Raw genomic sequence first — 25,210 nt, 5'->3', positions numbered from 1 at the left:
GGCGAAACCCTGGTCTTTAAGCCGCTGGCCCCAGGCGGCCACCTCCGCCTTCGCCGGGGCGCACCGCGCGCTCTTCGGGCTTACTTGGATTCGACCCGTCCGAGCGGGTCGGGTCCGGCGGTCAGCGCGTCACGCGTCGCCTGCCAAGCGGGATCCCCAGGGTAGAGCTCGGTGCGGAGGTAGGCCCAGGTGAGCCGCTGAACCGCGGACACTCGCTCGGGGTTCTCGTCCGTGGTCTCGGCGACGTCATATCCAGAGACCCCGCCGAGCCCGTGCTCTGCGTCGAACAGGGTGAGCAGGGACTTGGGGCCCGGGGAGAGGAAGTACGGGTCGGCGTGCCATTCCGGGCCCCGAACCGTCAGATGGCCGGAGGCGTCCTTATCGCCGGCGACCACGAGCGCGGGCGTCGTCATCTCAGAGAAATCGGTGGTCAAGAAGAAAGAGAAATTCTCGGCCGCGGACTCGCTGAGGGCATCGCCGCCTCTGCCGGGCGCGGCAAGCAGCACACCCGCCTTGATCCGGGGCTCGGCCAGGTTCACTTCCGTTCCGTCGAGCGGATCAGTGAGCCGGGCGCCCAGCAGCAGGCTCGCGGTGTGCCCGCCCATCGAGTGCCCGGCCACGGCGACCGCGCTTCGGTCCAGGCGTCCGAGGAGCTGCGGGACGGCGGCCTCGATCACATCGAGCCGGTCGAGGATGCGCTTCATGTCCTCGGCCCGCGATCGCCAGTACAGAGGCGCCCCGGGGGTATCGGGATCCAGGCTCAGCGTCTTGGAGCTCAGATGGGTGGGCTGGATCACGACGAAGCCGTGCGCCGCCCAGAAGTTGGCGAGGGGGGCGTAGCCGTTCAGTGAGGACAGGTTGTTCGAGTAGCCCTGACCGTGCGAGAGGAGGATGACCGGCAGGTCGCTCCCGGTCACGGGCGCGGAGACCCGCACCTGCAGATCCACGGCTCGGCCGGGAGCCGACAACACCACCGGACTGACCGAAAGGACAGGAGCGGGCGCGCTGAAGGAGTCGGCTGGGTAGGTCGAGTCACTCATGATGTGCACTTCCATTCAATGGCCTCTGCTGCCGATCTCTTTCGGTCGGCGGCGGGTGAGGCGGACAGGAGCGGCCCGCTTCAGCTAAGCTAAAAGCGGAGCGTTGTTCCGATTAATATACGGAGCAGTGTTCCGCTTTGTCAACGGCCGTCGGAAGGAGAACGTGGTGCCCGCTTCAGGCCAGTCCGGGGAGGTGCCGGCTCGAAGCAAGCGGGCCGACGCGCTGCGCAACCAGCAGACGCTGCTCGCCGCCGCCGCCGCGGTGTTCGTCACCTCCGGCGTCGACGCGCCGATCCGGGAGATCGCGGCCAGAGCGGGCGTCGGGATGGGGACGATCTACCGCCACTTCCCGACTCGGGCGGATCTCGTCGTCGCCGTCTACCGCCACCAGGTCGAGGCCTGCGCCGAGGCCGGCCCGACCCTGCTGGCCAGTGCCGGCTCTCCGCTCGCAGCACTCCGTCAGTGGGTCGACCTCTTCGTTGATTTCCTGGTCACGAAGCACGGGCTCGCCAACGCGCTGCAATCGGACAGCAGCGGCTTCGACGCGCTGCACACCTACTTCCTCGACCGCTTGGTGCCCGCCTGCGCGCAGTTGCTCGACGCCGCGGTCAACGCCGACGAAATCAGGCCCGGCACGCACGCCTACGAACTGATGCGCGGCATCGGCAACCTCTGCATCGGGGACAGCGACCCGCGCTATGACCCCCGCCGATTGGTCGAACTGCTCCTTCAGGGACTACAGCGACCGCAGTCATCCTGATGCGGCGCTAGGAGCCCCCGGTGGTATCGGCCGGATCCGTCACACCGGAGGAGGCCTCGCGCGCGAGCTTGGATGAGATCTCCTGGCGCGCGAGCGTCGCGGCGAGCTGGCTGCGCGAGTGCGTGCCGAGTTTGCGGTTGATCTGGCGCAGGTGGAACTCGATCGTCTTCGGCGCCAGGAACAGCTCGGCGGCGATCTCGCGGTTCGACGCACCCCGCAGGACGCCGGCCGCCACCCGCAGCTCCTGCGCGGTGAGCGTACCGTCGCGGGGAACGCGGCGGCGCGCTCCCGCGGCACGCAGCTCGTTGACGACCTGCTCGGCCCAGGCCGCCGCACCGAGCCGCTCGAAGCCGGCCAGCGCCTCGCGCAGGCGCTCGCGCGCCTCGGCACGCCGGCAGGCGCGGTGCAGCCGTCGTCCGAGGGTCAGCAGCGTCCGCGCCCGCTCGAACGGCATCGGACGGCGATCGTCGAGGGCGAGTGCTTTGGCGAAATGCGGCTCGAAGTCCTCCTCGATCATCCCGCGGCAGCGGGCGGCCGCGGCAGCGGCGAACGCCGTGCCCGACGAGGCCGCCTGGCGCTCGAGCGTCTCGAGCACCCGCCGTGCGTCCGTGCCGCGGCCGCTTCGGACGTATGCCTCGAAGAGGTCCGGCGCCCACGGGACGATCGTCGGCTCCTCCATGCCCGAACCCTCGACGATGTGCGCGACGGTCTCGAACTCCGCGATCGCCTGATCCACCCGATCGAGCCCCAGTTCGAGGAAGCCGAGCGCCCCGTGCACGTACCGCAGCCCCGCGCTGAAGCCCAGGGTCTCGGCGAGACCCAGCGCGGTGAGCGCGGCAGCGCGGCTCTCCTCCTCGAGCCCGCGCGCTCCGGTGAGACGAGCGCGGGTGGAAAGCGCGACGCCGCGCCAGGCGGGTTGCCCGGTGTCGGCGGACACGCGGATGGCCTCGAGCGTCGTGGCATCGGCCAGGTCCCAGCGGCCGAGGCGGAACTCGGCGTCGGCGGCGACGAGCAGCGCACTGCTCAGCGTGGCCAGGGCACCCGCGTCGCCGGCCCGTTCGCAGAGGGCGATGCTCTCCGTCCGGGCCCGCTCGAGCTCTTCGAGGGGGCAGCGAGCTCGTAGGAGCAGATGCAGCCAGGGCCAGTGCGGGCCGAGCGGATCCAGCCCCTGGGCGAGGTGCTCGGCATCGCTCAGCACGGGCCGGGCCTGCGGCGCCTTGCCGCGTAGCAGCAGCACCCAGCCGAGCATCGCGAGCACGGCCGCACGCGCGGACGCCTCGCCGCGGTCTCCGAGCAAGGCGACGGCACGTCGCGCGAGCGCCTCCGCTCGATGATAGGAGTTGGTGTTCGCGGCGCCGTTGGCGGCGTCCGCGAGCATCGTGGCGCTGAGGACGGGATCGTGCCCGGCGGCGCGCTCTGCCTCGGCGACGAGCAGGGCCGTCGCTTCGGCCGGGTTTCCGCTCCAGACCATGAGGCGGCCTCGCAGATGTTGGGCGTGCGCCCGCAGGCCCCGATCACTCGCCACGGCCGACGCCTCGACGACGAGGGCGAGCGACCGGTCCTGCGCCCCGGCCGCCCCCGCCGCCTGACCGGCCGCCAGGAGGCGGCGGGCGACGTCGTCCTTGACGGGCGAGAGCCGTGCCGCTCGCTCCAGCGCGGCCGAGGCCGACGCGTATCCGCGCCGCGCGGCGGCGCCGCCCGCCATCAGCTCGAGCTCTGCGGCCACGTCCTCGTCGGGTCCGACGGCGGCCGCGGCCAGATGCCAAGCCCGCTGGTCTCCCTCGACCACGCTCGCGAGCGCTCGGTGGGCGCGCCGACGCTCGGCGGGCCTGGCCACGTGGTACGCGGCGCCGCGATTGATCGGGTGCGAGAACATCACCCGTCCCGCGGCCAGGCGGACCAGCCCCAGATCCTCGGCGTGCGCCAGCCGCGCCACGTCCGTGTTCGCGGCGCGGCACGCGGAAGAGATGGTGGTCAGGTCCTCTCCCACATGCGTAGCCGCCACCAGTAACGCGCGCCGGGCGAGCGGATCGAGCTCGGCGATCCGGCCGGCGAACGCCCCGTGGAGCCGGGTACTGGGAGCGAACGGCAGCTCGACCTCCGCGACGCCGGCACACTGGTCGGGCGTGAGCGTCGCCGGCAGCTCCACAAGCGCCAGCGGATTCCCCGCCGCCGCCTCGGCGATCGCGCCGGCGACCGGCGGCGCGAGATCCGGCGCGACCCGCCCGAGCAGCTCCAGCGACGCGTCGCCGTGCAGTGGCTCCAACCGCAGCACCGCAAGCCCCGCGCCATCGAGGGCGACCTTGGGCGCGGAGTCGCGGACCGCCAGGACGACCGCCACCGACCCACCGGCCCTGCGCGCCGCGAACAGGACGCACTCGCGCGAGGCCGCGTCGAGCCACTGGACGTCGTCGACGACGGCGACCACAGGGCGTCTGATGGCTGCTGCGCGCAGCAGGCCCAAAGTGGCCACACAGACGGCGAGGCGATCTCCAGGAGCCGGGGGGCCGAGCGCGAGAGCGGCGCTGAGCGCCGCGGACTGCGGTGCCGGGAGCGAATCGAGATCCCCGATCAGCGGTGCCAAGAGGTCGGAGAGCGCCGCGAACGCCAACTCGGCCTCGGTCTCCACCCCACCGGCCCGCAGCACCTCGAAGTCGTCGCCGCAGCGCGCGACCAGCGCGTCGAGAATCGTCGTCTTGCCGATCCCGGGATCGCCACGCACGACGAGAGCGCGCCCGTCCCCGGCGCCCAGGCTGACGAGCAACTCGTCGAGCCTGCCGAGCTCCCTGCCACGACAGACAATCATCAAGCACACGGTAAGCGACCCGGTGGCCCCGGACCAGACCGTCGGTCCCAGGCTTCCGGAGCATCCGTGCGCCGCGGGCCGACGTCGAAACGTGGCGGGATTCCGGCATGCAAGCTCTTTTCGCAAGCCTGGTTGCGACAATGCACTATGCACCCCAGCAAGGGGCGCGAACGACCAGAGGAGAAACCATGGCCGGTCAGTTCGAGGCGACGATCGACATCGACCGCCCCATCGAAGAGGTCTTCGCCTTCCTGGCCGACGGTCGGAACGATCCCAAGTTCAGTCCCCGGGTATTGCACATCGCGAAGTCGACGGAGGGACCGACCGCGGTGGGCACCGTATACGCCAGCACGGTGAAGGATGCGGGATTGAAGACCAAGCGGGAGTTCCGGATCACCGAATTCGAGCCGTCCGCCAGAATCCGGTGGACCGAGATCTCCAAGAATCTCGTGACGGCCGGCGAGGGCGGCTACGACCTCACGCCGACCCCGGAAGGCGGAACCCGTCTGCGAGTCTTCAACGTCCTCGAAGGCCACGGTCTCGGCAAACTCCTCGCCGGCCTGGCGCTGAGCGCGGCACGCAAGGACGCCGACGCCTTCGCCCAGCGCATCAAGGCGGCCGTCGAGGCGTCCTGAAAGAAACGTCATCGCCCATCGGGGGGCCGGATGGCACTACATGCTCATGAAGGAGCCGGCCGGCGTCCTCGCCGGCAAGCTGTCATGTCCGAGTCCGGTCATTGCGGCCGCTGAACCAGGGCCGGGTCGCTCTGGTGTCCTCAGGTCAGCAGCAGCAAGGTCTTTCCGACGACGTCGCGAGCCTCCATCGCGGCGTGCGCGTCGGCGGCCCGCGCCAGCGGGAAGGTCTGGCCGATGACCGGCCTCATCCGGCCCGCCGCCGCCTCGGCCAGCGCCCGCGCCGCCAGCCGCTTCACCTTCGCCGGTGCGAACCGTACGTCCTCGATCCCGCGCACGGTCACCCCGCGTCGTTCCGCCTCGCGCGGATCGAATTCGGCGAATCCGCCGCTGGGCGCGCCGTGTGCGGAGAACCGGCCACCAGGCGCCGTGATCTCGAACGCCGCCCCGCCAATCTGCCCTCCGGCACCGTCGAAGACCACGTCAGGCCCCCCACCACCGCACGCCTCGCGCACCCGCTCGGGCCAGCCCGGCCGGCTGTAGTCGACAACGGAGACGGCGCCCATCTCCCGGGCCACATCCAGCTTCTGCTTGCCACGGGCGGCTGCGGTGACTCGCGCTCCGGCCGTGTGCGCCAGCTGCACCAGCAGGACGCCCATACCGCCGGCCGCTGCGGTGACCAGGACCGATTCCCCAGGCCGGATCCGGGCTTCCTCGAACACGCCCAACGCGGTGGGCCCGTCGTGCAGGAGCGCCGCCGCCTCGCGCACGCCCAACCCGTCGGGCACCGGGATCAGGCCGTCCGCCGGGACCGCGACCCGCTCGGCGTAGCCGCCGCCTCCGCCCGTGTGAGCGGCGACGCGCCGGCCCACCCAGCCGGGATCCACGCTCTCTCCGACGGAGATCACCTGCCCGGCCACCGCGCTGCCCGGTACGTACGGCGGCTCCACCGTGAAGTACTCGCGAGCCAGACCACGCCGGATCTGCGTCTCGACGAAGAGGACATCCGCGACGGAGACCTCGACCACCCCCTGTCCCGGCCCGGCGACCGGGTCCGGCATCTCTCTGATCGCCAGCACCTCGGGATCCCCGAACCGCGTCGCCTGTATCGCCCACATGTCCGGCACTCTCCTTGTCCGTTGCCCGCACACGGAAGTCTTCAACCTCGACCAAAGTTGAGGTCAACAGAGCCATGACCCACACATCACGCGTGGTAGACGGCCGTCAGTAGGAATGACATGCCGTCGAGCGGTTGCCCGTGCGTCGAAAGCGAGCGCCCGAGCGTCGCTCGGCCGGACGGCGGCCGGGATTCTCAGCGGGGCGTCCCGGCCAGCTCCACGACAGCGTCGATCAGTTGCGGGCCGTCCAGCAGAGCCCGGTCGTTGTGGTCGGCTCCGGGCACCGCCACGAGGCGCGTCGGCCCGGCGGCGCGGCGAGCGACCTCGCGGCTCTGCTCCGGCGGCACGATCGAGTCGGCCGTCCCGTACACCACGACGGTCGGCACCCGAAGTGCCGCTACCCGCTCGGCCACCGGAAACCGGTCCCTGAGCAGTACTCCGACCGGTAGATACGGGTAGTGCGCCTTGCCCGCGGAGGCGAGGTCGACCAAGGGCGAGCGCAGGATCAGCCCGGCCGGCGGATGGGTCATGGCCAGTTCGGAGACCACGGCCGTCCCGAGACTCTCACCGAGGTAGAACAGGCGATTCGGCGGCACCTCCATCTCATCGGTGAGATGGCGATACGCCGCGTGGATGTCGCGGTACAACCCCATTTCACCTGGCTTTCCGGGATTGCCGCCGTACCCCCGGTAGTCGACGAGCAACGCGGCCACGCCACGGGCCGCCAGCGCGGCGGCGAGCGGCACCCGCGCTGTACGGTTGCCGCCGTTGCCGGGCGCGACCAGGACGACGGGTGCCTGGTCGCCGGACGGCCCCACCGCGGGAAAGAACCACGCGCCGAGCCACACGCCGTCCTCGGTCCGGAAGGTCACCTCCCTGCCACCGGGCACGAACGTGTCCGGCGGAGGGAGCGGGCCACCCTCCGGGAAGTAGATCAACTTCCGCTGGCCCATCCACACCACCGTGATCAACACCGCCGACACCAAGAGGGCGACGAGCAGCAGGCGGATCAGCGGCGGAGCCCAGCTCGGCACTCCCTCATTACAACACCGTCGGGCGTGCCCGCATGGCATCCTTCGCGACCGCATGACGACGCCCGGAGCCGAGCGGTCTCGAGGGACTCGGGCGATTCGAGGCCGATACGATCGACACACGTGAACTGGCGCTTCGGCGATGGTCGGGCCGAATCGAGAGACCGGTGACCTGGTTGGGAAAACGCCGCAGACCGGTGAGCCCCTCGAGGCTCATCGTCATCGGGGCATCGGCCGTGGTCCTGGCGTGCATGCTCTTGTACGAGAGCCCGACCGGCTACTCCGACTACACCGAGCGCGCCCATGCCACGGTGGTCGATCGTGTGACGTCCCCGCGCAAACACCCCGCTCCCGACCACGTCACGGTTTTCGTCACCTACCAAGCCGAGGGTCAGGAGCACCGGCGGGTGCAGTTGGGCGGGATCGCCGCGGGCGCGTACGACGAGGGGGACAATCTGACCGTCGCGTACGCACCGGGCCGGCCTTCTCCTGTCATCACCCTGTCGAGTACCCGGCGCCGCGTCCACCGCATGCAGTTCTCCGCCGGGCTGGCGCTTCTGGTGGTCGGCGCAGGCTCGGCCGCCCGGGGACTGACGCGCCTGCGTCACCGGTCCCGCTGAGCGTGGTGGCGGCGAGGCGGCCGGTGACGTCGAAGAGCGGCGGCGCCGGCTCGGGCTCAGTGGTAGGCGACGAGCCGGCGCAGACCCTCCAGGAGATCGTCGGTGGCGGTCGCCGTGCACACCCGCACCCAGCCCTCCCCGCCGGGGCCGAACGTCGTGCCCGGCGCGACCGCGACGCCCCGGTCGCGCAGCAGCCGTACGGCCCAGTCGGTGACGTCGTCGCCGCACCGGTCGGCGACATCGAGCCACAGGTAGAAGGCGCCCTCGGGGCGCAGGTAGCGCACACCGGCCTCGTCGAGCAGCGCCATCGCGGCGTCCCTGCGACCCTGGTAGGTCTCCCGCGCCTCGTCGACCTGGTCCTGCGGGCCGGTGAGAGCGGCCAGCGCGCCGAACTGCGCGCCCGCGTTGACGCACGCGATCAGTGGCTCCTGGAGTTTGGCGCACACGGGCGCGAGCCGGGGCGGCGTGATGAGATAGCCGACCCGCACCCCCGTCATCGCGTAGGTCTTGGAGAAGCTGAAGCAGCTCAGCACCCGGCCGTCGGTGTCGTAGGCCGCCGGGCTGACGTGCGGCACACCGAACGTGAAGGACTCATAGCACTCGTCGGAGACCAGCCAGAGATCGTGCTCGGCGGCGAACCCGACCAGCCGACGGACCAGCGGCTCGGGGGTGACCGCCCCGAGCGGGTTGGCCGGCGAGTTGACCAGGATGGCCCTGGTGCGTGGCGACACCAGCCGCGCCAGTTCCTCCGGGTCGGGCTGGAAGCCGCGTTCGGCGCGCAGTTCGTACCGCACCGGCGTGGCCTGGAGCAGTTGCACCACCATGGCGAAGTTGGGCCAGCCCGGGTCGGGCACCAGCACCTCGTCGCCGGCGCTCACGACCGCGGCGAGCGCAAGGTGCAGGCCCTGCATTCCGCCGGCGGTGACGATGACCTGCTCGTCGGCGGCGTCGATGCCGTTGCGCGTGCGGACCTTGGCCCCGATGGCCTCGCGCAGCGCGGGCAGGCCGGCGTTCGGCACGTAACGGGTGTTCCCCTTGAGCACCGCGTCGGCCACGGCCTCCAGAATGTGCGGCGCCGTGGGGAAGCTGGGCTCGCCGACGTGCAGTCCGATGACCGGATCGGTCAGCTGCCAGGCGAGGTCCATGATCGCGCGGATGCCCGAGCGGGGCATCTCGTCGACGTGCGGTGCGATGGAAGGCATCAGTCCTCCGGTCCGGAAAGTGGTGACGATGTGCTGGAGGCCAGCGAGGGGAAGAGCCGGAGCGCCGTGCCGCCGTGCAGGGCCGCGAGCTCGGCCTCCGACAGGTCCGGCAGCATGCGTTCGGCGAGCGTGCGCAGCTCGGCCAGGCCTGGACGCTCCCGCGTCCATGGGTAGTCCGAGGCCCACAGCATCCGGTCGGCCCCGTAAGCCCCGGCGAACGCCGCCACGACGCCGCTGAGGTCGGAGTACGGCGGCGCCTCACCCGAAAGCGCGTACTGCCCCGAGAACATCAGGTGGACGTCCGGGCACGCGGCCAGTTCCATGACGGTGTCGATCACCTGCGGGGGGAACGGGTCGTCGAAGGCCGGCCGGCCGTGCGCGTCCACCCGCATGTCGTGCGGCGCGAAGCCCAGATGGTTGAGCACGACGCGCAGACCGGGCACCTCGTCGGGAAGCGCGCGCAGCAGCGGGAGCTGCTCGGGCGGCAGGTAACTCCACAGCGGCAGCCCGCCGACCGCCAGTTCGCGGAGTACGGGGAGCATCGGCGACTCGGCCAGCGGGCGCCCGGGCTCGCCGAGCCACTGGGTGCGCAGGGCGCCGAAGCCGCGGGTCAGCCGTGCGTGCAGCAGCCGGACCGGGTTCACGCCCGCCGTCCGTCCCTGGGTGTCCGGATCGGCCACGGCCACGGCGGCGAACCTGTCCGGATCGGCGGCGAGCACCTCGGCCACGTAGTCGTCCTCGGAGCCGAGCGGCACCAGGACCGCGCGGTCGACCCCGGCGGCGGCCATCGCGGCGCGCAGGTCCTCCACCGGGGCGTCCCGCTCGGCGGGGGCGAGGTCGTCGACCACCCGGGGGTGCACCCTGAAGGGCCGGAACACGTGCACGTGCGCGTCGACGATCATGGTGCGGTTCCGCCGCCCGGCGCGCGGACGGCCTTGATCTGGGCGGCGACCCGCGCGGCCCGCGCGGCGATGCCCGGCAGGTCGGCTGCCGCCGGCGCCGCGGGCACCAGGTCCGAGCCGAGCCCGACCGCGGCCGCACCCGCGGCCAGCCACTCCCCGACCTCCTCGTGCCGGATCCCCCCGGTGGGGACGATCGACGTGCCGCGGAACGGGCCGAGCAGAGCCCGTAGATACGACAGCCCCATCGCCCCGGCGGGGAAGAGCTTGATCAGCCTCGCACCGGAGTCCTGGGCGGTGGCCACCTCCGTGGCGGTCCCCGCCCCGGGCAGCGGCTCCAGGCCGGCGGCCAGCACCGACCGGATCAGCGCCGGATCGGTGTGCGGGCTCACGCAGTAGCGCGCTCCGCACGAGGCGGCCAGCTCGACCTGCTCGGGGGTGCGGATCGTACCGGCCCCCAGCAGTGCCGTCGCGGGAAGGGCCGATCGCAGCTCGCTGAGCGCGTCCGGCGCTGCGGGATGATCGAAAGTGATCTCCATGGCGGTCAACCCGGCATCGTGGAGAGCGCGTCCCACCTCCACGATCAGGCGGTGGTCGGTCAGGCGGAGGATGGCGACCGCGCCCACCACCCGGAGCGCCGACGCCGTGTCGCCGCCCGCCTCGCCGCCGGTCCGGTCGTACGTCTCGTCGCTCATCCCGCTGCTCATCCCGCTGCTCATCTCCGCGCTGCTCATTTCCCCGTCGGTCTGCCCGGCCGTCTCACCGCTCGTCGCGCCCTGCGTCCGGCCGCTCATCGCAGGATCCTGCGGGCCGGCGCCCCACGCCGGGCCAGCTCCGAGGGGCGGGCCTGCCAGGCATCGCCCGAAACGGTGTGCTGGAACGCCCCTGCCCACGCGGCCTTGTCGACGCAGGCCTCGAGGTCCTCTCCGGACAGGCGGCCGGAGAGGAACGCCGCCAGTGCCGCGTCGCCGGTGCCGAAGGCGTCCACCACCTCCGCCTCGTAGGCGCTGCTGGTGCACACGTCGTCGGCGGTCACCGCGGTCACGTTGACCGTGACCCGGCGCGAGCTGAGCTGGACGGTGTCGCGCAGCAGGACCATCTCGTGCCCGAACCGTTCGATCGCCCGCCGGGCCAGCGCCACCTGTCCCTGGCCGCCGTCACGGCCCCCGTCAAGCCCCCCATCGCCGTCGCCGTCACGGTCGCCGTCCGCGAGCAGGCGCACGAGGTCCTCGCGCCCGGCGAGCAGGAGGTCCACCCGCGGCAGTACGCCGGTCAGCACCGGCACCGCCTGGTTCCACGACCACATGCGGCTGCGGTGATTGACGTCGAAGACGGTCCTCACCCCCGCGTCCCGCGCGGCGGCGAACAGGGCGTTGACCGCCGCCGCCGGCCCGTCTCCGATGGCACAGGTGATGCCGCTGCACAGCACCGCGTCGGCGCCGGCCACGAGCCGCTGCCACGGGAACGTGCCGGAGCCGAGCCCCACCATCGCCGTGCCGCTCCGGTCGTACAGCACCTCCGACGGCCGTGGCGGCGCGCCGTGTTCGACGAAGTACAGGGGCGCGCGCGCGTCCGGGTCCCAGTCGACGATCGAGCGGACCCCGTACGTCGCGGCGTGCGCGGCCACCCGGCGGCCCAGAGGATTGTCGGCCAGCCGGGACACCCAGGTGGCCGACAGTCCGAGCGCGGCGGCGCCGATGAGCGCGTTCAGCTCCGCGCCGCCGACGTGCACCTGCAGATGCGCGGCCTGTTCAAGACGCTCGTGTCCGGGGGCCGACAGCCGCAGCAGCGACTCGCCGAGCCCGATGACGCGGGGCGGGGAGCTTTCATTCACGGTCGGACCTCGGGACGAAGAGAGCGGCGGCGGCCAGGATGACCACGCCGCGGATCAGATCGGATGCGGTCGCGGGCAGCTGGAGCAGGGTGAAGGAGCTCTCCACCAGTGCGAGCAGCAGTACCCCTCCCAGCGTGCCGGTGAGGCTGGCCCGGCCGCCGAGCAGGGACGCGCCGCCCACCACGACCACCGTGATCGCCGACAGCTCCAGCCCCTGACCGGCGGTCGGCGAGCCGACCGACGCCCGGGCGGCGAGGATCACACCGGCCGCCGCCGCCAGCGTCCCGGCGATCAGGAAGGCCAGCACCAGCGTGCGGCGGACCGGCACCCCGGCCGACCGGGCCGCCGCCTGGTCGCCGCCGACGGCGTACGCGTGCCTGCCGAACGCGGTGCGGTGCAGCAGCACGGCGATCACGACGATCGCGACGATCAGAACGGCGAGCGCCTCGGGGAACGGGCCGAAACGGCGCATGCCGAGGTCGGTGAGCACCTTGGTGACCTGCCCGCTCGGCGTGGTGCTGATCATGAACGTGACGCCCTGGATCAGATAGAACGTCGAGAGCGTGACGACGAACGCCGGGATCCTGGTGTTCGCCACGATGAGCCCGTGTGCCGTGCCCACGAGCGCGCCGAGCAGCAGCATGCCGAGCACGACGGGAAAGGTCCGGACCGGATAGCCGTCGATCATCATGGCGGTCAGGAGCGCGGACAGGGTGGCCGTGGAGCCGACCGCCAGGTCGATGCCGCCGGTGAGCACCACGACGTGCTGGCCGAGCGCGACCAGGCCGAGCACCACGGTCATGGTGAGCACGTTCGCGATGTTGACCGGCGCCCAGAACCCGGCCGGCTCGGCGATGGTCAGCCCCACGACCACGAGAGCGACGATCGCCCAGGCCGCCGCGCCCGTGCGGGCCGCGGTGGCGAGCGCCGTCGCCAGCCGGGTCCGGGTCGCGGGCGGTGGGCCGGTCGCGATCATGGTGGTCACTAGGGCACCTCCTGGGTGCCGAGGGCCAGATGCATGATGTGCTCCTCGTCGATTCGCTCTCCGCTCAGCTCCCCGGCGACCTGCCCGCCCCGGCAGACGAGGACACGGTGTGCCAGCCCGGTCACCTCGGGCAGCTCGCTGGAGACGAACACCACCGCGAGTCCCTCCGCGGCCAGCTCGGCGATGATCCGGTAGATCTCGGTCTTGGCGCCGATGTCGATGCCGCGGGTCGGCTCGTCGAGCAGCAGCACCCGCGGCCTGGTGCGCAGCCACTTCGCCAGCACGATCTTCTGCTGGTTGCCGCCCGACAGCTGGCGGGTCTCCTGGTCCGGTCCCGAGGCGCGGATGCCGAGCCGGTCGCGTTCTTTGGCGTACGCCTCGCGTTCGCGGGCCGCCGACAGCCAGCCGCCGCCCGCGACCGACCGCAGGTCGGCCAGGGTCACGTTGGCCCGTACGGGCAGGTCCAGGACCAGCCCCTCGGTCTTGCGCTCCTCTGGCACCAGGACGACTCCGGCCGCCACCGCCGCGCGCACCGACGACCGCACCGGCCGGCCGGCGACGCTGATCGTGCCCTGTGCAGGGCGTTCCGCTCCGGCCAGGGCGCGCAGCAGCCGGCTGCGGCCCGAGCCGAGCAGCCCGGCCACGCCCACGATCTCGCCCGCTCGCACGGTGAGGTCGAATCCCGTTCCGGCCGTTCCGGCCGGAATCAGGCCACGGACGGTGAACACCTCCTCGTCGCCGGGCTCGGTGGCGGTGGGGAAGACGGTGTCGACGGCACGGCCGACCATCTCCCGCACGATGCGATCGACGGGGTAGTCGGCCGCCGGGCCCGAGGACACCACCTGGCCGTCGCGCAACACGGTCACGTCGTCGGCGAGGGCCGCCACCTCCTCGAGGCGGTGGGTGATGTAGATGATCGCGACCCCGTCGGCAGTCAGCTGCCGGACCACGGAGTGCAGCGCATCCAGCCGGTCGCCGGCGAGCAGCGCCGACGGCTCGTCGAGCAGCACGACCCGGCTGCCCCGCACGAGCGCCCGCGCGATCTCGACGAGCTGCTGCGCGGCGGCCGACAGTGTGCCGGCCCGAGCTCGCGGGTCGACGTCGCCGAGCCCGACCCGCTTCAGGGCCTCGCGCGCGACCTCGTGCTGCCGGCCGCGGCGCAGCAGGCCGCGCCGGGTCGACTCCTGCCCGAGCATGACGTTGTCGGTCACCGGCAGCTCGGGCAGCACCGTGAGCTCCTGGTAGACCGCGGTCACGCCGTAGGCCAGCGCCTCGCGCGGGTCGGCGGGGTGCACGGGGCGGCCGTCGACGAGCAGTTCCCCCTCGTCGGCCGCCTGGTTGCCGGTCAGGATGCGCACCAGCGTGGACTTGCCCGCGCCGTTCTCCCCGAGCAGGGCGTGTACGCGCCCGGGGTGGCAGAGCAGGCTCACCCCGGACAGCGCGCGTACGCCCGGGAAGCTCTTGACCAGGTCACGCGCCTCGAGTATCGGCTTCTCCAAGATCAACCTCCTTTCTCGCCGAGCCGCCGGCGACCGTCCCCGCTCCGGCCCGGCCGGCCGTGCATGGCCGGTCCGGAGCGGGGAGCGGTTCAGCAGAGCTTCAGCTTCTTCAGCAGGTCGTCGGGCAGGCTGGAGGGCACCCACAGGTTCTCGCTGCACTCCGGCCGGGCGTACTTGTCGGTCTCGGCGTCGCTGAACACGGCGGCGTCGACGTTGACCTGGCTCGGCACGGCCTTGCCGGCGAGGGCGTCCAACGCGACGTCCAGGCACTGGGCGCTCTGCTCGGGCGGGAAGGAACCGAGGGCGAACTTCACCTTCTTGCCCTTGACCGCCTTGAGGAAGGCGTTGGAGGAGTCGCCCGTCACCGGGGGAACCGGCTTGCCCGCCTCGGTGTAGGCCTCATAGACCCCGAGGTCGCTGATGGCCGAGTCCGACCAGATCGCGTCGAGGTCGGGGTGCTGGGCGAGGAGCTGCGCGGCGACGGTCTTGGCCTTGGTCGCCGACCAGTCCGTGTACTGCTTCGCCACGACCTGGATGCCCGGGTACTTCTGGGCGAACACCTTCTCGGCCTGGGCCTTGGGCAGCTCGGCCGTGGGAACGCCGGCGATGCCGGAGAGCATGGCGATCTTGCCCTTGCCGCCGATCTGCTTGGCCACCCACTCGGCCCACAGGGTGCCCTGCAGCTCGTAGTCACGGGTGACGGTGCTGACCACTCCGGTGTCGCCGCCGAGACGGCCGGCGCACACCACGACCGGGATGCCCTGGCCTGCAGCGGCCCTGACCTGACCCGTGATCGCGTCGCCCATGGGGACGACGACGAGGGCGTCCGGCCGCTGCGCGACGAGCTGCTGGACGTTGTCCACCTGCTTGTTCACGTCACCATTGGCCGAGGCGTAGAGCACCTTGGCGCCCTTCTGCTGGGCGTGGTAGCGGAACGCCTCCTCGTTGGTCAGCGCCCACGAGTTGGTGGGGCCCTGCGCCGCGAACGCGATCCGGTATCCGCCGGCCGGCGCCGCCTTCTTGTACTTGGCGGTGTCGTTCTGGCAGACCTTCACCTGCCCGGGGGTGAGGCCGGACAGGCCGATCGCCTCTCCCGCGGTGCGCCACGTCGCGGCGTACTGCTGCTGCGCCTCGGCGGCGCCGGCGCAGTCGGAGCTCGCGCTCTGGCCGCCGCCGGCGGTCTCTCGCTCGCCGCTACAGGCGCTGAGCGCCAGCGCGCTCACGGCGGTGACCGCCAGCACCGTCACCGGCGCGTTCCGGCGGCCGATGCGCCGGGGATTTCTGAACAGCACGGATCTGTCCTCCTTGGTGCCTGGTCCCGATCCGGAAGGCGGACCGGGGCCTCGAAGCGGCGACGTGGACCCCCCACCCCCGCCGACGCGTGATTGCGACTACTTCGAGTTGTGCTGTGCGATGTGCGACATCGACTTGGTGATGAGACGACGGTGATGTCCGATATCCGATGTCCGGTGTCGCCGGCGCGATGACGGCGGCGGCAGGCGTTCCGGGAGTCCCCGGGGCCGGTCAGGTACCTCCTCCCGCGGGTGAGCCCCGTTGCCGCAGCCAGGTGGCCGCCAGGATCGCCGCGCCCTCTACCGCGAGCTGCCCGCCGATCCCCGCTCCGAGCTGGATCATCCACACGATGAGCACGGACAGCAGCAGCACGCCGATCACGGTGTGCCCGATGTGCCCGCGCCCGCCGGTCAGGGCCACTCCGCCGATGACCGCGGCGGCCAGCGAGTTCAGATCGAGGCTTCGTGACAGCTGGGCGTCCACGTGGCCGGCGTAGCCCGCACTGATCAGACCGGCCAGCACGGCGAGCAGCGCGCAGGCCACGTAGCTCACGGCGATCACCCGCCCGGTCCTGATGCCCGACAGGGCGGTCGCCCTCGGGTTGGCGCCCGTCGCGTACAGCCTGCGGCCCGCGCCGGTACGGGCCAGAACAACGCCCGCCACCACCGCGACGGCCGCGAACAGCCACAGCGGCACCGGAACGCCCAGAGGCCGGTCCGACCCGAGCGGACGGAGCGCGTCGGGGATGTCGCCGGCCGGCGCTCCCCTCGTCCATGCCGTGATGGCGCCCTGGACCATGACGAACACCGCGAACGTCGCGACGAACGGCGGCACACCGCGCAGCACCACGAGCCCGGCGTTGACCAGGCCGATCGCCAGCCCGGCCAGCACGGCCAGCGCGATGGCCGCGGGCAGCCGGCCCCCGTCCCCGTCGGTGTGGACCGCCACGATCACCGTGGTCAGGCCCATGACGGCGCCGACGGACAGATCGATGCCCCGGCCGAGCAGCACGATGGTCTGGCCGACCGCGGTGATGCCGATCAGCCCGGCCTGGAACAGCACCAGCGTCAGGTTGGCCTTGGCGAAGAAGTCCGGCGTCAGCACGGCGGCCGCCACCAGCAGCACGACCAGGCCGCTCAGGGGGGTGAGGGCGGTGACCAGGCCGCGCATGTCGACGCGGTCGGCCGCCGCCGTGCGGCCCGTCACGGCGACTCCTCACCAGGGCCGGCGCAGAAGGTCTCCGCGATGTCGGCGTACAGCTCCACCGCCTGCCGCAGGGCCGTCACCGAGACCCACTCGTCGGCCCCATGGCAGCGCCGCAGGAGGCCCGGCCCGAAGGCCGGCAGCACCGGAACGTTCCAAGCCGGTTGCAGCCAGCTCGCGTCGGTCGTACCCGGGAACATGGCGTCGGGCGGCACCCTGCCGAGCACCCGCTCGGCGGCGCGCCGCACCGCCGAGGGCAGCGCCCCGGCAGGGTCGGCCACCGTACCCGGCAGGAAGCCCTGCTCGTCGAACTCCAGCCGCAGATCGGCGCCGGTCGCCCGGGCCAGCTCGGCGAGCAGTTCGGCCGCCGGCTCCCGCACGTCCTCGCGGCCCATCCCGGGCAGCAGCCGAACCTCGGTGTCGACGCCCATCCGGTCCGGGAGCACTCCGTAGCCGACACCGCCGCGGAAGGCCAGACCGGTGTTGACCGTGGCGTTCCAGCCCACGAGACCGTGCGGGTCGGCCGGCTCTCTCGGGGCGAGCCGATCGGCCAGCGCGACCGCGGCACGCGCCGCGTCGACGCCCGCGTTGCGGGTCCCCGGCCGGCCGGAGAGGCTGGAGTGTCCCTGCCGGGCGTAGGCGGTGGCCCGCAGCCGGGCGATGCCGCGGCTGCCCAGATGCAACTGGTCGTAGTCGTCGTCCAGACCGCCGGGCTCCCCGATGAGGACGGCGTCGGCCCGCAGGTCCAGGGTCTCGGCGAGGAACTGCGCGCCGTAGTGGGCGCCGTCCTCCTCGTCGGCGGTGAACAGCAGCGAGACGCGGCCGGCCCGCGGCACGCCGTCGCGCACGAGCCGGGCGACCGCCACGATCATGGCGGCCAGCGCGCCCTTCATGTCGGCCGAGCCGAGCCCGTAGAGGCGGTCCCCGTCGATCTCGGCCCCCAGCGGGTCGGCGGCCCAGGTGGCGTCGCCGATGGGCTTGGTGTCGAGGTGGCCGCAGAACACCAGATGACGGCCACCGGCGCCGAAGCCCACGTCGAACAGGAGGTTGGGCCGCTCCGCGGAACGGCTCAGCACCTTCGGCGAGGGCAGCCCGGCCGCGACGGCCAGCTCGGTCGCGCGTTCGGCTACCGCCCTCTCATCGCCGGGAGGGTTCGGGCTCGGGACCCGGATCAGCTCTCGCGCGAGGGCGACGACATCGCCGTCAGTGTCGCCGGGCGCGCCACCAGCCGTATCGCCGGTCACCTCGCCCGCCCGTTCCAGGCTCACTTGTAACGCCTCGCCCAGTCCTGCCCCTGCCAGGTCTGGATGCGCACCGGTTCGAGCCGGAACAGCCATCGCGGCTGGCCGAGGGTGGGCTCGAGGTAGCGGGGGCCGTTCTCACCGAGATAGCGCAGGCTCATGCGTTCGGCGATCGGCACCCACGCGCCGCCGGTGTTCGGCTCCTCGGCGAGATGCGCGCGGCACTGCGCGATGACCTTCCGCTGGGTGCCCGCCTCGTCGACGGTCAGCGCACAGCGCGGTTCCTTCGCCAGGTACCGGCCCCATGCGGCGCGGCCGCGCGGGACCACCCAGAAGGAGCTCCCGTCCCACTCGTGCCAGCACGGCACGACGTACGGCCATCCCTCGTCGTCCAGGCACGCCAGCCGCGCGATGTGGTCCTCGGCGAGAAACGCCGCGAACTCCTCGTCGGCCAGCCTGCCCACCTTGCCGCGCCAGCTCTCGTCGGAGCCTGGCGAGGCGGTCGGGTCGCTGCTCATGTCATCTCCTGCTGATTGCGCGGACTCGTGTCGTGCCGGCTCGCCGGTTCGGTGTCCGCTGCCGTCCCGTGACTGCCCATGCGCGCCGACAGTGCCGCCGCGGCGTCCCGCGCCACCAGTGCGACGGCGGGCAGGTCATCCCGGGAGAATCGGTAGGCGGGCGCCGATACCGACAGGGCGGCGATCACCGCCCCGGTGTGGTCGCTGACCGGAACGGCGACACAGCGGATGCCGTCCTCGTTCTCGACCTCGTCGATGGCGTAGCCGCGGTCGCGGGTGATCGCCAGCTCGTCGGCCAGCCGACGCGGATCGGTGATCGTGTTGGGGGTCCTGGCGGCGAGGGGCCCGCGCAGATATCCGGTCACGGTGTGTTCGTCGGCGTACGCCAGGAGGACCTTGCCGATCCCCGTGCTGTGCAGCGGATTGGTGCTGCCCACCACCGCGGCCGGGCGTACGGCCTGCGGGCTGTCGGCCTTCGCCACGTAAAGGACGCGGTCGCCGTCGCGCACGCCGAGAAAGGTCGTCTCCCGGGTCCGTCTGGACACCTCCGCCATGAGGTCCTCGGCCTCACGCCGGATGTCCAGCCCGCCGAGATAGCGCTGGCCCCAGATCGCGAGCCGGGGGCCCAGATCGTAGGTGCCGCTCTGATCGGTCCGCAGGATGCCGTGGGCGATGAGCACCTCGAGCAGTCGCAGGACCGTGGGGTGGGGCACTCCGGCCGCCTCCGCCAGATCGGTGACACGCTGCGGCCCGTTCGCGGCGATCAGGTCGACGAGGGCCACCCCCTTGACCAGCGCTTTGGCGGTACCAGTGGCACCACCGGCAACTTTGGACGCAGCGTCCACTTTCGGTCTGGACATAGCGTCCATTTTTAGCAGAACTTTTCCGGGGCGTATAGGGATTCTTGGCATGGATTACAGGTCGCTGACCGTTTCAGCACGACTCGTCCCCACCGCCGATCTGCGGTGATGGGCAGCCGGGCGGGCGTGGGCTAACGTCGATTGGTGTGAGCAGAGTCCACGATGTCGGCGGGCAGACCGGCTTCGGCCCGCTCGATCCTGAGGACGGGCCGCCGTTCCACGCAGACTGGGAGGCGCGGGTCTTCGCGTTGAACAGGGCGCTACTGGGGCGAGGGGTCTACAACCTCGACGAGTTCCGCGACGCGATCGAGTTGATCCCACCGGAGGAGTACCTCGCGGCGTCCTACTACGAGCGCTGGCTGCGGGCCATAGAGACGCTCGTCACGGAAAAGGGCGTCGCATGAGGTTCCCCCCGGGGGCGCGGGTACGGGCCCGGCCGCTGGACCCCGACCACCACATCCGGTTGCCGCGCTACGTGCGGGGACAGGTGGGAGAGGTCATCGAGGCCGAGGGCGAGTGGCCGCTGCCCGACGACCGCGCTCGTGGCATCACGCCGCCACGCGTCGAGACCGTCTACGCGGTGCGGTTCCCCGCCGGCGACCTGTGGGGGGAAGGTACGCACACGGTGACCGTCGATCTGTGGGAGTCCTATCTCGAGGAGGCCGGACGGTGACGGGGCACGGCCATGAGGACCTGCCGGTGGCCGCGCGCGTACGGCGGCTCGAGGAGCGCGTGATCGCCGCCGGGCTCACCGACGACGAGGCGTTGGACGCGATTCTGACCCGGCTGTTCGACACGGCGACCCCGGTCAACGGCGCGCGGATCGTGGCCCGGGCGTGGACCGACGAGGCGTTCCGGGAGCGGCTGCTGACCGATGGTTCGGCCGGCGCGGCCGAACTCGGATTCCCCACGCTCGGAATCGGAGGCGGCGGCTACCGGCTGCGGGTGGTCGCCAACACACCCGACCGGCACAACATGATCGTCTGTACGCTCTGTTCCTGCTACCCGATCTCACTGCTCGGGCCCTCACCGAGCTGGTACAAGAGCCTGGCCTATCGGTCGAGGGCGGTGCGGGAGCCACGTGCGGTGCTCGCCGAGTTCGGGCTCACTCTGCCGGACGACGTGGAGATCTCCGTCTGGGACACCAGCGCCGAGACCCGCTACCTGGTGCTGCCGCGCCGGCCGGACGGAACCGGCGATCTGCCGGCGGACGACCTCGCCGCGCTCGTCACCCGGAACGGCCTGATCGGCACGGCGGCAGTCTGATCGGCAGGGCAACCTGATCGGCACGGCTGCGGTGTGACCACGGCGAGCCGAGCGAGCCGGCGGCCGGCGGCCCGCCCGTCAGGGCCGCGGATCGAGCGTGACCGTCGCCGACCTGCTATGGCCCCCGGACGCGACGGTGAGCGTGACCGTTCCCGGACGGACCGCCGTGAGCGTGCCGCCGGTCAGGTCGAGTACGGCCCGGGTGCCGTGACGCAGGCGGGCGGCACGCGCTTGGCGCTCCGACTCCGCGACCACGAGGCCCGCGCCGCCGCTCCAGGTGACGCTGGCCGGATAGCGCAGCGGGAACCTGAGGCCGAAGCCGCTCGTGACGCCGGTCGCCGAGACCTGCCCGGACGCGCCCTCCGTGAGCCGTTCGGGCGCCGACAGCTCGATCCCGTCGATGACCGGCCGGCTCTCGGCCTCCAGCCAGTCGCGAGTGGCCGGGCTCGGCAGGCCGCGCCGCACGCGGGCGGGGTCGGCGTCGACGCCGACCCGCATCCAGCCGAAGAACCCGCCCTGGTCGGCGGAGCTGTACGGCGTCTTGCCCACGGCCGGCGTGTTGACCTCCAGGACGCCGTCGGCGCGGGTGGCGGCGGCGGTGTGCGCGTGACCGCTGAACACCGCGGCAGGTTTGCCGGAACCCTCGCGGAAATCCGCCAGCCAGCGTTCAACGAGACCGGCTTCGAGCTGGTCGGACAGCTCGGACGTCCCGGCCCCCGACGGGTCGTGCGGCGGGTGGTGGAAGACGACCACGACGCCCGTGACCTTGCGGTCGGCCGAAGCCTGCGTCAGCTCGGCCCGCAGCTTCGGCACCTGGGCCCAGTCGGAGGTGCGCAGGCTGCCCGAGTGGGAATCGAGCAGAATGAAACGGGTGCCCTTGTGGTCGAACACCTGGCGGGTCGGCCGGCCGGTCGCGGCGACGAATGCGTCGAGTGTGCCGCTCGCCGACGTACCCGACTCGTGGTTGCCCGGCGTCCAGTAGACCGGCAGACCGGCCGGTACGTGATCGCGCAGCAGCCCTGTGGCGAACGCGAAGTCCTCGGGCCGGTCGCCGTCCACGAAGTCGCCGTTGATCAGCAGGAAGTCGGGCTTGGCCGCGACGGCCTGGTCGAGCGCGGTCGCCGCCTGCCGGGCGGGGAACGACCCTGGGCCGGCCGCCGCGCTCACATGCAGGTCGGACATGACCGCGAACGTCCACCGATCGCGCCCCACGCCGCGTTGCTCCAGGACATAGGGGTCCGGCTTCGGCGCCTCACCGGCCTCGGACCGCTGCCCGACCTGTGCGGCCAAGCCGTCGAACTGCAGCTCGCCGGCGTCCTTCTTGTCCTGTGCCGTCTCGACGACGTAGATGTTGGTCAGCGTGATCGGTTCGGAGAACCCGCCGGGCAGGGTGCCCACGATCCGCCGCCAGCCCGTCCAGTCGACGCTCTCGGCGAAGGTGAACGGCACGTTCGTGGTGCCCTGCGAGCGCAGGGTGGCGCGCAGCCAGTGCCGGCGGCCGTCGCCCTTGACCCACAGCGCGAGTCCCTTCGCGCCCGCGGGCAGGGTGATCGGGGTCGGCTGGGCGACCGCGTACCCCGCCGAGGTGCTGGGCTGGCCGGTGAAGTCGTACGTGAGCCGCAGGGCGTGGTTGCCGGGGCCGGCGTCCGGACGGTCGGCGGCCTCGGCCGTGGCGACCGACGCGGTCGCCCGCGCCGACGACGCGGTCCATCTCTCGGCGGGCTCGAACTCGGCGAGCGACCGGTCGATCAGGCCGACCGTCACCGGGAGCCGGGCCGTCACCCCGCGCACGCTCGCCGTGAGGGTCGTGCCCTTGCCGCCGGCGTCGCCGCGACCGGTGATGCGAAGCCGTCCGTCGGGCTCGGCCGCCACGTCGATCACGTCGTGGTCGTAGTCCAGGGACACGTCGCGTGGGGCCACGGCGGCGTCGAACCCGTCGGCGTCGAACCCGGTCATCCCGACGATCATCGTCTCGCCGGGGTCGATCGAGGCCGCCCGGCCGGTGAAGGAGAGCCGGTGGAGCGGGCCGAGCACCCGCAGTTCGTGCTCACCGTCGGCCGGGCCGGACCGGGCGCGAAGCCGGCCCGATCCCGGGGACAGGGCGCGGAAGACACCGCCGGTCACCCGGCCCAGCCCGCCCGGCGCGGCCGACCAGTCGACCCGGCGCCCGCCGATCGGCACCGGCGCGTACGTCTCGTCGTGGCCGGCGACCGCGACGTCGCGGCTGAGGCCCAGGAACACCCGGTCGGCGTTCGGCCGTACGTCCAGTCCCTGCAGGGTGCCCGACCCCCGGCGGCTGAACAGGCCCACGCCGTTCGGTATCGGCCGCTCGTTGCCGTCCGAGGGGCGGTTGACGACACTGACACCGGTGTCGCCGGGCCGTCGCGCGACCAGCTCGCTGGAGCCGCCGCCGTCGAGCATGAACGCCTCCGTGGCGCCCAGCCGGGCCATCAGCTTCGCCGTGTCGTCGAAGCTCAGCCCCGCGGAGAAGGCGGCCGATCCGTCCACCGTGACCAGGAGCAGCCGGCGCCCGCCGTCCCGCCAGCCGATGGCGGTGCGAGGCTTGAGCGCGTCGTTGCCGGTGCTGGGCGGGAAGTCGATCGGCCTGCCGCCGCGCACGAGGACGTCCCCGCTGCCGAGTGCCATGCGCAGCGGGGTGGTGGTCTGCGGTGCGAACGAGAGCGCAGCGGCGTCACCGGGCGTGGTCGCGGCCAGCGCGGCGGCGGCGGTGCCGCGGCCGAGGAGGACGAGCCCGTCGTCCGGCACCGGCGTCGTGGTGATGCGGTCGCTCACCGCGGTGACCTCGCCGCCTCGTACCACGAGCTCGGTGTAGGGGCCGGCGTCGTGGATGAGCGTGCGCAACGCCGGGCCCCACTGCGGGGTGAAGGCGGCGATGCCGTCGGCCGGCACCGTGGCCGAGTTGAGGGCGGCGAGCGGCCGCTCGGCGCCGGCCACGGTGACCGTGCCTTTGATCATGAGGTCGGCGAGCCGGGCGATCCCGTCCGTACCGACCCCCACCACCGTCGACGGCCGGTCGGTGCCCTTGCGCAGTCTGCCGTCCTGGATCTCCGGGCCGATCGCGGCGTTGGTCTCGGTGATGTTGAAGAAGTCGCCGTTGACCGCGGCGACCGAGCGCTGGGCGTCGGCGGCCTGCGACAGCGGCCGCACCTCGCTGACCTTGCCGGCGATCAGGTCGACACCGGTCGACCGGTCGCGCAGGTCGGCGCCGAGCACGTGCACCCGCGTCCACCCGGCGCGGCCGAAGGTGTCGAACGTCGTGCGGACGATCCCCGGTGCCACTGGCAGGTCCACCCGGTCGGCCTCGACCGACTCGCCGGGAACGGTGGTCTGGTACGCCGGCTTCTCGAGGCGAGACGGGTTCGCCCAGGCCGGCGCCGAGAACGCGGGCGTGCCGAGGGCCCCCAGGATGAGGGTGCCCGCAACCGACAAGGAACGTGCGCGCATGCGAGCCTCCACGGCGATGGTGCGAGGAAGCTAGCGTGAGTTGATCGGCGGTCGCCCGTACCGCGCATGGCCGGACGTGATCCTCCCGGTGAACAATCTTTACCGGCCGGACCGCTGAGAACACCGGTCCGGCCGGCGATTAACCTTGGGCTTCACCCGATGACGTCCGCCGGAAGGGTCTTGATGCCGCCCACGCCCCTCGCCCGCGATACCGCCGTGCTGCGCGTCGAGAGCGTGGACCTGGTCTGTGACAAGCGACTCCTGCTCGACCAGGTCTCGATGACCGTCCGGCCCGGCGAGCACTGGGCCCTGCTCGGCCCCAACGGCGCCGGCAAGAGCACGCTGCTCAGCGTCCTCGGCGCCTACCGGCATCCGACCCGCGGACAGGCCGAGATCCTCGGGCACCGGCTCGGCCGGGTGGACGTACACGAACTGCGCGGCCGACTCGGCCACGTCAACCCGCACCACCCGCTGACGTCGGCCCGCACCGTGCACGAGGTCGTGCTCACCGGCGCCACCGGCACCATCGAGCTCGTCCCCCGCTGGTCGCCCGGTCAGGACGACCTCGACCGCGCCGACGAGCTCATGACGCTCATGGGCCTGCAACGACTGCGCGAGGCGCGCTGGCCGAACCTCTCCCACGGCGAACGCGGACGCACGCTGATCGCTCGCGCCCTCATGCCGCGACCGCGCCTTCTGCTGCTGGACGAGCCCGCCACCGGGCTCGACGTCGCGGCCCGCGAACACCTGCTCGAGAGCATCGACGAGCTGCGCGAACACCACTCCGATCTCGCCAGCGTCCTGGTCACCCACCATCTGGAGGAACTGCCCGCCAGCACCACGTCGCGTCGACCGAGTGACGGCGACCCCCGGCCTGCGGAGGGTGATCCGCTCATCGACGTGCGGTCGCCGCCGCTCTCGGCGTACCTCCATGCGGT

Annotated in this window: 23 protein-coding genes; 7 read left to right on the top strand and 16 right to left on the bottom strand. The window is 72.4% G+C overall.

What is annotated here, in order from left to right; genetic code table 11:
* Positions 1-80: 80 nt before the first annotated feature.
* Positions 81-1,040, bottom strand: coding sequence for an alpha/beta hydrolase family protein (locus HKK72_RS22505; RefSeq protein WP_187236392.1), 960 nt, complete (start codon positions 1,038-1,040; stop codon positions 81-83).
* A 166-nt stretch (positions 1,041-1,206) separates the two neighbouring features.
* Here HKK72_RS22505 and HKK72_RS22500 point away from each other — a divergent pair, with 166 nt between their 5' ends.
* A complete protein-coding gene (locus HKK72_RS22500) occupies positions 1,207-1,800 on the top strand; it encodes a TetR/AcrR family transcriptional regulator (RefSeq protein WP_187236391.1) in 594 nt (197 codons plus the stop codon).
* 7 nt (positions 1,801-1,807) lie between these two features.
* Here the strand turns inward: HKK72_RS22500 and HKK72_RS22495 are convergent, their stop codons facing one another.
* Complete coding sequence (locus HKK72_RS22495) at positions 1,808-4,606, bottom strand: AAA family ATPase (protein ID WP_187236390.1); 2,799 nt, start codon at positions 4,604-4,606, stop codon at positions 1,808-1,810.
* Between the two features lie 188 nt (positions 4,607-4,794).
* Between HKK72_RS22495 and HKK72_RS22490 the strand changes: the two genes are divergently transcribed.
* On the top strand, positions 4,795-5,241 hold the full coding sequence (locus HKK72_RS22490; RefSeq protein ID WP_187236389.1) for an SRPBCC family protein: 447 nt from the start codon (positions 4,795-4,797) through the stop codon (positions 5,239-5,241).
* Positions 5,242-5,381: 140 nt separating this feature from the next.
* Here the strand turns inward: HKK72_RS22490 and HKK72_RS22485 are convergent, their stop codons facing one another.
* Both HKK72_RS22485 and HKK72_RS22480 read right to left on the bottom strand, forming a co-directional pair.
* The gene (locus tag HKK72_RS22485; protein WP_187236388.1) at positions 5,382-6,356 is read right to left on the bottom strand and encodes a zinc-binding dehydrogenase; all 975 of its coding nucleotides are present in this window, start codon (positions 6,354-6,356) and stop codon (positions 5,382-5,384) included.
* A gap of 194 nt (positions 6,357-6,550) precedes the next feature.
* Positions 6,551-7,390: an alpha/beta hydrolase gene (locus HKK72_RS22480; protein ID WP_315987389.1), complete on the bottom strand. Its 840-nt coding sequence runs from the start codon at positions 7,388-7,390 to the stop codon at positions 6,551-6,553.
* Between the two features lie 164 nt (positions 7,391-7,554).
* On the opposite strand from HKK72_RS22480, the gene HKK72_RS22475 reads away from it, so the two are divergent.
* Positions 7,555-8,007 (top strand): DUF3592 domain-containing protein, encoded by a 453-nt coding sequence (locus HKK72_RS22475; protein ID WP_187236387.1) that lies wholly within the window; start codon positions 7,555-7,557, stop codon positions 8,005-8,007.
* 56 nt (positions 8,008-8,063) lie between these two features.
* Here HKK72_RS22475 and HKK72_RS22470 read toward each other — a convergent pair whose 3' ends face one another.
* The 11 genes from HKK72_RS22470 to HKK72_RS22420 all read right to left on the bottom strand — a co-directional run bounded on the left by HKK72_RS22470 (position 8,064) and on the right by HKK72_RS22420 (position 19,541).
* Complete coding sequence (locus HKK72_RS22470; RefSeq protein ID WP_187236386.1) at positions 8,064-9,209, bottom strand: pyridoxal phosphate-dependent aminotransferase; 1,146 nt, start codon at positions 9,207-9,209, stop codon at positions 8,064-8,066.
* Positions 9,209-10,111 carry an amidohydrolase family protein gene (locus HKK72_RS22465; RefSeq protein WP_187236385.1) on the bottom strand — a complete coding sequence of 301 codons (903 nt, stop codon included), beginning with the start codon at positions 10,109-10,111 and terminating at the stop codon, positions 9,209-9,211. Before HKK72_RS22465 ends, HKK72_RS22470 begins: the two co-directional genes overlap by 1 nt.
* Complete coding sequence (locus HKK72_RS22460) at positions 10,108-10,902, bottom strand: bifunctional 4-hydroxy-2-oxoglutarate aldolase/2-dehydro-3-deoxy-phosphogluconate aldolase (protein ID WP_187236384.1); 795 nt, start codon at positions 10,900-10,902, stop codon at positions 10,108-10,110. The genes HKK72_RS22465 and HKK72_RS22460 overlap by 4 nt, the downstream gene beginning before the upstream one ends.
* Positions 10,899-11,942, bottom strand: a complete 1,044-nt coding sequence (locus tag HKK72_RS22455; RefSeq protein WP_187236383.1) for a sugar kinase — start codon at positions 11,940-11,942, stop codon at positions 10,899-10,901. Before HKK72_RS22455 ends, HKK72_RS22460 begins: the two co-directional genes overlap by 4 nt.
* Positions 11,935-12,918 (bottom strand): ABC transporter permease, encoded by a 984-nt coding sequence (locus tag HKK72_RS22450; protein WP_261987075.1) that lies wholly within the window; start codon positions 12,916-12,918, stop codon positions 11,935-11,937. Before HKK72_RS22450 ends, HKK72_RS22455 begins: the two co-directional genes overlap by 8 nt.
* 8 nt (positions 12,919-12,926) lie before the next feature.
* On the bottom strand, positions 12,927-14,426 hold the full coding sequence (locus HKK72_RS22445; protein ID WP_187236381.1) for a sugar ABC transporter ATP-binding protein: 1,500 nt from the start codon (positions 14,424-14,426) through the stop codon (positions 12,927-12,929).
* A gap of 89 nt (positions 14,427-14,515) precedes the next feature.
* Entirely contained in the window at positions 14,516-15,718 is a 1,203-nt protein-coding gene (locus HKK72_RS22440) for a substrate-binding domain-containing protein (protein WP_187236380.1), read from the bottom strand.
* 232 nt (positions 15,719-15,950) lie between these two features.
* The gene (locus HKK72_RS22435; protein WP_187236379.1) at positions 15,951-16,925 is read right to left on the bottom strand and encodes an ABC transporter permease; all 975 of its coding nucleotides are present in this window, start codon (positions 16,923-16,925) and stop codon (positions 15,951-15,953) included.
* Positions 16,922-18,190 (bottom strand): M20 family metallopeptidase, encoded by a 1,269-nt coding sequence (locus HKK72_RS22430; protein WP_187236378.1) that lies wholly within the window; start codon positions 18,188-18,190, stop codon positions 16,922-16,924. The genes HKK72_RS22435 and HKK72_RS22430 overlap by 4 nt, the downstream gene beginning before the upstream one ends.
* Positions 18,187-18,681 carry a pyridoxamine 5'-phosphate oxidase family protein gene (locus tag HKK72_RS22425; protein WP_187236377.1) on the bottom strand — a complete coding sequence of 165 codons (495 nt, stop codon included), beginning with the start codon at positions 18,679-18,681 and terminating at the stop codon, positions 18,187-18,189. Before HKK72_RS22425 ends, HKK72_RS22430 begins: the two co-directional genes overlap by 4 nt.
* Positions 18,678-19,541: an IclR family transcriptional regulator gene (locus tag HKK72_RS22420; RefSeq protein WP_187236376.1), complete on the bottom strand. Its 864-nt coding sequence runs from the start codon at positions 19,539-19,541 to the stop codon at positions 18,678-18,680. The genes HKK72_RS22425 and HKK72_RS22420 overlap by 4 nt, the downstream gene beginning before the upstream one ends.
* 146 nt (positions 19,542-19,687) lie before the next feature.
* Between HKK72_RS22420 and HKK72_RS41225 the strand changes: the two genes are divergently transcribed.
* From HKK72_RS41225 to HKK72_RS22405, 3 genes are read left to right on the top strand one after another with little or no spacing between them, the layout of a single operon-like run.
* Positions 19,688-19,945 carry an SH3-like domain-containing protein gene (locus tag HKK72_RS41225; protein WP_187236375.1) on the top strand — a complete coding sequence of 86 codons (258 nt, stop codon included), beginning with the start codon at positions 19,688-19,690 and terminating at the stop codon, positions 19,943-19,945.
* Entirely contained in the window at positions 19,942-20,214 is a 273-nt protein-coding gene (locus HKK72_RS40035; RefSeq protein WP_410050332.1) for an SH3-like domain-containing protein, read from the top strand. The genes HKK72_RS41225 and HKK72_RS40035 overlap by 4 nt, the downstream gene beginning before the upstream one ends.
* Positions 20,211-20,807 (top strand): nitrile hydratase subunit alpha, encoded by a 597-nt coding sequence (locus tag HKK72_RS22405; RefSeq protein ID WP_187236374.1) that lies wholly within the window; start codon positions 20,211-20,213, stop codon positions 20,805-20,807. Before HKK72_RS40035 ends, HKK72_RS22405 begins: the two co-directional genes overlap by 4 nt.
* Before the next feature lie 78 nt (positions 20,808-20,885).
* Here the strand turns inward: HKK72_RS22405 and HKK72_RS22400 are convergent, their stop codons facing one another.
* Positions 20,886-24,272: a phosphodiester glycosidase family protein gene (locus HKK72_RS22400; protein WP_187236373.1), complete on the bottom strand. Its 3,387-nt coding sequence runs from the start codon at positions 24,270-24,272 to the stop codon at positions 20,886-20,888.
* A 183-nt stretch (positions 24,273-24,455) separates the two neighbouring features.
* Between HKK72_RS22400 and HKK72_RS22395 the strand changes: the two genes are divergently transcribed.
* Positions 24,456-25,210: ABC transporter ATP-binding protein (locus HKK72_RS22395; protein ID WP_187236372.1), on the top strand; the 755-nt coding region annotated here is incomplete at its 3' end.

The organism is Actinomadura sp. HBU206391 (genome assembly GCF_014323665.1).
Lineage (GTDB): Bacteria > Actinomycetota > Actinomycetes > Streptosporangiales > Streptosporangiaceae > Actinomadura_C.
The sequence above is the reverse complement of the archived record's forward strand: the minus strand, read 5'-3'. Positions and strand labels throughout refer to the sequence as shown.

Bases quoted from the DNA above. Each gene is read 5' to 3' on its own strand.
- HKK72_RS22495 (WP_187236390.1), bottom strand. From the start codon at position 4,606: ATGATTGTCTGTCGTGGCAGGGAGCTCGGCAGGCTCGACGAGTTGCTC.
- HKK72_RS22485 (WP_187236388.1), bottom strand. From the start codon at position 6,356: ATGTGGGCGATACAGGCGACGCGGTTCGGGGATCCCGAGGTGCTGGCG.
- HKK72_RS22460 (WP_187236384.1), bottom strand. From the start codon at position 10,902: ATGAGCGGCCGGACGCAGGGCGCGACGAGCGGTGAGACGGCCGGGCAG.
- HKK72_RS22490 (WP_187236389.1), top strand. From the start codon at position 4,795: ATGGCCGGTCAGTTCGAGGCGACGATCGACATCGACCGCCCCATCGAA.
- HKK72_RS22425 (WP_187236377.1), bottom strand. From the start codon at position 18,681: ATGAGCAGCGACCCGACCGCCTCGCCAGGCTCCGACGAGAGCTGGCGC.
- HKK72_RS22505 (WP_187236392.1), bottom strand. From the start codon at position 1,040: ATGAGTGACTCGACCTACCCAGCCGACTCCTTCAGCGCGCCCGCTCCT.
- HKK72_RS22450 (WP_261987075.1), bottom strand. From the start codon at position 12,918: ATGATCGCGACCGGCCCACCGCCCGCGACCCGGACCCGGCTGGCGACG.
- HKK72_RS22465 (WP_187236385.1), bottom strand. From the start codon at position 10,111: ATGATCGTCGACGCGCACGTGCACGTGTTCCGGCCCTTCAGGGTGCAC.
- HKK72_RS22470 (WP_187236386.1), bottom strand. From the start codon at position 9,209: ATGCCTTCCATCGCACCGCACGTCGACGAGATGCCCCGCTCGGGCATC.
- HKK72_RS40035 (WP_410050332.1), top strand. From the start codon at position 19,942: ATGAGGTTCCCCCCGGGGGCGCGGGTACGGGCCCGGCCGCTGGACCCC.
- HKK72_RS22420 (WP_187236376.1), bottom strand. From the start codon at position 19,541: ATGTCCAGACCGAAAGTGGACGCTGCGTCCAAAGTTGCCGGTGGTGCC.
- HKK72_RS22400 (WP_187236373.1), bottom strand. From the start codon at position 24,272: ATGCGCGCACGTTCCTTGTCGGTTGCGGGCACCCTCATCCTGGGGGCC.